Raw genomic sequence first — 6,372 nt, forward strand, 5'->3', positions numbered from 1 at the left:
GTCGTGCTGAAGACGCCGCGCGGCGGCTACGACGGCAAGGGGGTGCGGATCGTTGCCTCTGCTTCGGAAGCCGCGGACGCCGCGGACTGGTTCGAGGCCATGTCCCCGCTCCTGGCCGAAGCCAAGGTGGAATTCAGCCGTGAGCTTTCAGCGATGGTCGCCCGTACCCCCGACGGCGAAACGCGGGCGTGGCCCGTGGTCCACACCATCCAGGTCGACGGGGTCTGCGACGAAGTCATCGCCCCCGCCCTGGACATCCCGCTGGAGGTCGCCGCCGCCGCGGAGGACGCCGCGGTCCGGATCGCGAACGAGCTCGGCGTCACCGGTGTCATGGCCGTGGAGATGTTCGAAACCCCTGGCGTCGGTGCCGGCTTCCTGATCAACGAACTCGCCATGCGCCCGCATAACACCGGCCACTGGACTCAGGACGGGTCAGTTACGAGCCAGTTCGAACAGCACCTGCGCGCCATCCTGAACCTGCCGCTCGGGGCCACCGAACTTCTCGGACCCGTCGTGGTCATGAAGAACTTCCTCGGCGGCGCGAACCAGAACCTGTTCTCCGCCTACCCCGCAGCCTTGGCCAGTGAGCCGGCCGCCAAGGTCCACTGCTACGGCAAGGCCGTGCGGCCTGGCCGCAAGATCGGCCACGTCAACCTCGTCGGTGCCGCCGCCGCCGACGTCGACTCCGTCCGGCGGCGCGCCGGCGTCGTCGCCAACATCATCCGGGACGGGCGGGCACCTGCCGGCGCCGCGCCGGAAACCTCCGAGGAGAGCGCGTGAACCCCAGCAACGAAGCCCCAGGATCCGCAAACCGGGCCGCCGGCACCGGGAACGGCCCGATCGTGGGCCTCGTGATGGGCTCCGACTCCGATTGGCCGGTGATGGAGGCCGCCGCCGAAGCGCTGGCCGAATTCGGCATCCCCTTCGAGGCAGACGTCGTCTCCGCCCACCGGATGCCCACCGAAATGATCCGTTACGGGCAAACCGCCCATCAGCGCGGCCTGCGGGTGATCATCGCCGGCGCCGGCGGCGCCGCGCACCTGCCGGGCATGCTCGCCTCGGTGACTCCGCTGCCGGTAATCGGGGTACCCGTGCCGCTGAAAACCCTGGACGGGATGGATTCGCTCCTGTCCATCGTGCAGATGCCGGCCGGTGTGCCGGTCGCCACGGTCTCCATCGCCGGTGCCCGCAACGCCGGGCTGCTCGCGGTGCGGGTGCTGGCCTCCGGCACCGATGCCCTCGCGGACCGGCTCCGGTCCGCTCTGGTGGAATTCGCGCATGAGCTCAACGACTCCGCCACCCGGAAAGGCGCGAACCTGCGCAGCAAGGTGGCCGACGTGTTCTCCGATGAAACCAGCGCCACACGGAGCGGCCAGTAAGGATCCAGCCCATGAGCAATGGTTTCGCCGCTGCGGCGGAAAAGACGCGGCCCCGAGGGAGCTTGACGGATCCGGTCCGTTATCCCTCCGGGTCGGCCCCGGGGGTCCTTTCAAAGCGCGCCTTCCTGCTGATCCTGCTGACGCTCCTGGTCCCGGGCAGCGCCCAGCTGGTGGCTGGCAACCGCAGGCTGGGGCGGATCGCGCTCCGTGTCACGCTCTCGGTTTGGACCCTGCTCATTGTGGCCCTCGTGGTGCTCGCGGCCTCCCGCCCGACCCTGATCAACGTCATTACCAACCCCATCACCTCGCTCCTGCTGGTCGTCGTGCTCACCGCGCTCGCCCTGGGCTGGGCGGCATTGTTCCTCAACACCCTGCGCCTGATCCGGCCGGTGCTGCTCGAGACCGGGATGCGCGCCGCCGTCGTCCTGACCCTGGTCCTGGCCATGCTGCTCAGCAGCGGCAGCCTGGGCTACGCGGCGTACCTGCTCAACGTCGGCCGGACCGCGATCGGCACGATCTTCGCCAACGGACCCGCGATGGAGCCGTCCGAGGGCCGCTACAACTTCCTGATGATGGGCGGGGACGCCGGGGCCGACAGGACCGGCCGCCGGCCGGACAGCCTGTCCGTGATCAGCGTGGACGCCAAGACCGGCCAGTCCGCCATCATCTCGATCCCCCGCAACCTCCAGAACGCCCGGTTCAGCGACGACTCGCCGATGTGGAAGATCTACCCTGACGGCTACGACTGCGGCGATGAGTGCCTCATCAACGCCATCAACACCGAGGTCACCGACAAGTACAAGAACCTCTACCCGGGGGTGGAAGACCCGGGCGCGCAGGCCACCCTGGAGGCGGTCTCCGGCACCCTCGGCATCAAGGTGCAGGCCTACGTCTTGGTGGACATGGATGGCTTCGCCAAACTCATCGACGCGATGGGCGGCATCAAGATCAAGGCCGGCGGCTGGGTCCCCATCAGCGGCGAGACGATCGACGAGGCCAACGGCATCCACGGCATGCCGCTGGGCTGGATCCCGGCCGGGGACAACACCTTGGACGGCTACCACGCTCTTTGGTACGGGCGCTCCCGCGAGTTCGTCGACGATTACGCACGTATCGCCCGCCAGCAGTGCGTCCAGCAGGCCATGCTCAAGCAACTGGATCCGGCAACCCTGCTGTCGAAGTTTGAGGACATCGTCAAGGCGGGCACCAAGGTGGTCGATTCCAACATCTCCGCCAGCCAGCTGGGCAGCTTCGTGGACCTGGCGATGAAGTCCAAGGGCCAGCCCGTGAGCCGCCTAACCATCGGGCCGCCGGACTTCGACGCCTCGTTCTCCACCGTTCCCGACTTTGACCGGATCCACCAGGCAGTGGACAAGCTGCTCGGCCCCGCCCCGGCCGCGGGGGCGTCGGGCGATTCGTTCCGTCAGCCGGCTGCCGCGCCCGGGCCGCTCTCCGCCGCGGGTCCCCGGCCGGCCGCCGTGCCGGGCACCCGGCCCGGCACCCAGCCGTCGCCGTCGCCGTCGTCGTCTGATTTCACCCCCGTGACCACCACGCCCGAGGGCGAACCGATCACCGAACAGATCCTCAACGATTTCAAGCGCAACGGCGATGAACAGTCAATCCGCAACCTCGTGGCCACCAACGGACAGTGCGCCCCGCTCTAGCCCCTGACCTCCGCACCCCATTCCAGCAGCTCCAGCCACCGGCTCTCCACGAGCAGACAGGGACCCCGTGTACGAACTTGAGAACGTCCTCCGCCCCTACGCGTGGGGGTCGACCACGGCCATCGCCGGGCTGCTCGACCGGCCGGCGACCGGCGGCCCGGAGGCCGAACTGTGGGTCGGCGCCCACCCGGACTCCCCGTCCACGGCGCTCAACGCCGGCGGGGCCGCTGGCACGGCCGGCGGCAGGGTGCCCCTCGACGCGCTGATCGCCCGTGACCCCGAGCATTACCTGGGCAGCGAGAGCGTGGCCGAATTCGGGGCGCGGCTGCCCTTCCTGCTCAAGGTCCTGGCCGCCGAGAGCCCGCTGTCGCTGCAGGTACATCCCACGCTGGACCAGGCGCGGGCCGGGTACGCCCGCGAGGAGGCGGCCGGCGTCGGCCGCGGCGCCGCCACGCGCAACTACAAGGACGACAACCACAAACCGGAAATGATCTTTGCCCTGACGCAGTTTGAGGCGCTGTGCGGCTTCCGGCCCGCAGCACAGTCGCGGGCCGTGCTCCTGCACATTGCCGAGTGCTTCGAGCTGGCCGGTCTGGAGCTCCCGCCGCTCATTCCGCGGCTGCTCGACGATTTGGCACAGCCCGACGAACCGGCCGCCCTCCGGTGCGCCTTCGAACGGCTCATCGCCGGCGGCGAGGAAGTCGCTGCGGCGACGGCCGCCGTCGCCGCCGCGCTCCTCTCCGGGGCGCCCATGGGTTCATACGTGGCGGAACTGACCACGGTGGTGAAGCTCAACGAGGAGTACCCCGCGGATCCAGGCGTGCTGATTTCATTGCTGCTGAACCGAATCTCGCTCGCGCCCGGCGAGGCCGTCTACCTGCCCGCCGGCAATGTGCACGCCTACCTGCACGGCCTGGGCATCGAAGTGATGGCCTCATCGGACAACGTGCTCCGCGGCGGGCTGACGCCGAAATTCGTCGATGTGCCGGAGCTTCTGAACACCATCGCCTTCGAAGCTGTCGGGGTACCGCGGCTCAGTGCCGAAACCACGATGCTGGACCAGGAGCTGTTCCGGCCGCCGTTCCGGGAATTCCAGCTGCAGCGGGTGGAGCTGCAACCCGGCGCGGAGCCGGTCCCGCTGGCACAGTCCGGTGCCGCAGTCATCATTGTGGTCTCCGGGGCGGTGCTGCTGGACTCCCCCAAGGGCGATCTGCACCTGGAACGCGGCGCTTCCGCCTTCCTGCCGGCCGCCGAGGCCCCGGTTAACGTGCACGCTGTTGCCGGTGCCACGGGGCCGGCCGTCGCCTTTGCCGTCACGACTGGAATGAAGAACTGACCATGGATTACTTTCTGCAGGGTCCGTACTGGGCCGACGTCCAGCGTGCTTTGGGCCGCACGGTCCACGAACAGACTGGCGACGGCTGGCGTTTCCTAGCCGTAGAGGAGAGCAACCCGGCCGGCAAACTGCTCTACGTGCCGTACGGGCCACTGGCCGATTCCCTCACCGCCTTCGACTCGGCGCTGGAGACCCTGACCGGGCTGGCCCGCAGTTGCGGGGCGGTGTTTGTCAGGGTGGAACCGGTCTGCGCCGGCTTTGACCGCTCCGACGCCGATACCGTGCTGCGTAGCCGGGGATTGCTCCCTGCGCCGGCAAACCTGCAGCCGGAGCTGAGCTGGGTCGTGGATCTGGACCGGGAATTCAAGGACGTCCTGTCTGACATGAAGCCCGTGAACCGCAACCTCTACCGCAACATCCATAAAAAGGGCGTGACTTTCCGGTCCAGCCAGGACCCCGCGGAGATTTCCATACTGCTGGGGTTCCTGCATCTGACCGCGGCGCGCAACGGGTTCAAGCCCCAAAGCGACCAGTACCTCAGCCAAGTGGCTCGGTCGCTGATGCCCGCCGGCGCCGCTACGCTCTTCGTCGCGGAACTGGAAGGCGAGCCGATCGCGGCGGCCCTGGCCTACGACTCGGCGGACACCCGCACCTACGCCCACGCCGCGCTGGACGACGCGCACCGCAAGCTCAGCGCGGGCATTCCGTTGCTCGTCACCCTGATGGCCGACGCCAAGGAAAAGGGCCTCCAGCACGTAGACCTCTGGGGCGTCGCACCGGCCGACCAGCCCGACCATAAGTGGGCCGGCTTCACTACATTCAAGAAATCGTTCGGCGGCCGTGAGGTCGCGTACCCGGGGACCTGGGATCTGCCGGTGAAGAAGTTTCGCTACGGCGCATATCAACAGGCCCGGAAGGCCGCGCAAAACGGGAAGAAACTTCTCCGATTGCTCCGCGCGAAGGTCGGGCGCTAAGGCCCCGTCGCGCCCGGGCGGCTAGGCCTCGACGGCGGTTACAGCGCGCGTCTGCGCCTCATACGCGCTGGCAACCATGTCTTCCACGCTGTGACGCATTTTCCAGTCCAGGTCCCGGGCCGCCAGGGTGCCGTCGGCGACGATCCGATCGGGGTCTCCGGGCCGCCGGGGCCCAATTTCCGGTTCGAAGTCGATGCCGGTGACCTGCGCCATGGCGGTCATGATCTGCCGTACGGACAATCCGTCGCCGGAACCGAGGTTGTAGACGCGTTCCAACGTCCGGCCGCCGGCAAGGGCCTGCGCAGCCGCCACGTGGGACGCAGCGAGGTCGGCCACGTGGACATAGTCGCGGACGCAGGTGCCGTCGGCGGTGTTGTAGTCGGTGCCGTTGATCCTCGGGGTCTTCCCGGACGTCAAGGCCCGGAGCACGATCGGGAAGAGATTATGCGGGCTCGTGTCGTAGAGCTCGCGCGAGCCGGATCCGACGACGTTGAAGTAGCGCAGCGAGGTGTGCCGCAGGCCGCGGGCTACGCCCTGGTCGCGGATGAGCCACTCACCGATGAGTTTGCTCTCRCCGTAGGGAGACTCGGGCTGCGTTGGAGTGTCTTCGGTGACGATATCGACCCTGGGGGTGCCATAGGTGGCCGCGGACGAGGAGAAGACCAGATTCTCGACGCCGGCAAGCTCCATCGCCTTCAGCAACTGCGCCGTGCCGGTCACATTCTGCTCATAGGTGAGCAACGGTTCCTGCACCGAAACCCCGGCGTATTTGAAGCCCGCGAGGTGGATCACACCGGTCACGGCGTGGTCTCGCATGGTTCGGGCCAGCAGCTCGTCGTCGAGGATGCTCGCGTGCACAAATGGCACGTCGTCCGGAACGAACTCCCGGTGCCCGCTGGAGAGCGAGTCCACCACCACGGACGGAATCGATGCCGCGCGCAATGCGGCAACCACGTGAGATCCGATATATCCAGCACCGCCGGTAACAAGCCAAGTCATGGCCCCACCCTATCCAATGC

The 6,372-nt window shown here is 68.0% G+C and carries 6 protein-coding genes; 5 read left to right on the top strand and 1 reads right to left on the bottom strand.

Annotated elements, in window-relative coordinates; all coding sequences use genetic code 11:
- From AB4Y86_RS09280 to AB4Y86_RS09300, 5 genes are all read left to right on the top strand, one after another.
- Positions 1–780 (top strand): 5-(carboxyamino)imidazole ribonucleotide synthase (locus tag AB4Y86_RS09280; RefSeq protein WP_441401955.1); only part of this gene is annotated, 780 nt, incomplete at its 5' end.
- Between the two features lie 74 nt (positions 781–854).
- Entirely contained in the window at positions 855–1,379 is a 525-nt protein-coding gene (gene purE / locus AB4Y86_RS09285; RefSeq protein WP_441401960.1) for a 5-(carboxyamino)imidazole ribonucleotide mutase, read from the top strand.
- 11 nt (positions 1,380–1,390) lie between these two features.
- Positions 1,391–3,043, top strand: coding sequence for an LCP family protein (locus AB4Y86_RS09290; RefSeq protein ID WP_441401956.1), 1,653 nt, complete (start codon positions 1,391–1,393; stop codon positions 3,041–3,043).
- A 67-nt stretch (positions 3,044–3,110) separates the two neighbouring features.
- Complete coding sequence (manA, locus tag AB4Y86_RS09295; protein WP_441401957.1) at positions 3,111–4,379, top strand: mannose-6-phosphate isomerase, class I; 1,269 nt, start codon at positions 3,111–3,113, stop codon at positions 4,377–4,379.
- Between the two features lie 2 nt (positions 4,380–4,381).
- Entirely contained in the window at positions 4,382–5,353 is a 972-nt protein-coding gene (locus AB4Y86_RS09300) for a lipid II:glycine glycyltransferase FemX (protein WP_441401958.1), read from the top strand.
- A 21-nt stretch (positions 5,354–5,374) separates the two neighbouring features.
- Here the strand turns inward: AB4Y86_RS09300 and galE are convergent, their stop codons facing one another.
- Positions 5,375–6,352, bottom strand: coding sequence for a UDP-glucose 4-epimerase GalE (gene galE / locus AB4Y86_RS09305; RefSeq protein WP_441401959.1), 978 nt, complete (start codon positions 6,350–6,352; stop codon positions 5,375–5,377).
- Positions 6,353–6,372 lie beyond the last annotated feature (20 nt).

This window comes from Arthrobacter sp. 2YAF22_2 (genome assembly GCF_052114645.1).
Lineage (GTDB): Bacteria > Actinomycetota > Actinomycetes > Actinomycetales > Micrococcaceae > Arthrobacter.

What these genes read in the sequence shown, in the direction of transcription:
- purE (WP_441401960.1), top strand. Translation starts at nt 855, where the DNA reads ATGGGCTCCGACTCCGATTGGCCGGTGATGGAGGCCGCCGCCGAAGCG.
- AB4Y86_RS09290 (WP_441401956.1), top strand. Translation starts at nt 1,391, where the DNA reads ATGAGCAATGGTTTCGCCGCTGCGGCGGAAAAGACGCGGCCCCGAGGG.
- AB4Y86_RS09300 (WP_441401958.1), top strand. Translation starts at nt 4,382, where the DNA reads ATGGATTACTTTCTGCAGGGTCCGTACTGGGCCGACGTCCAGCGTGCT.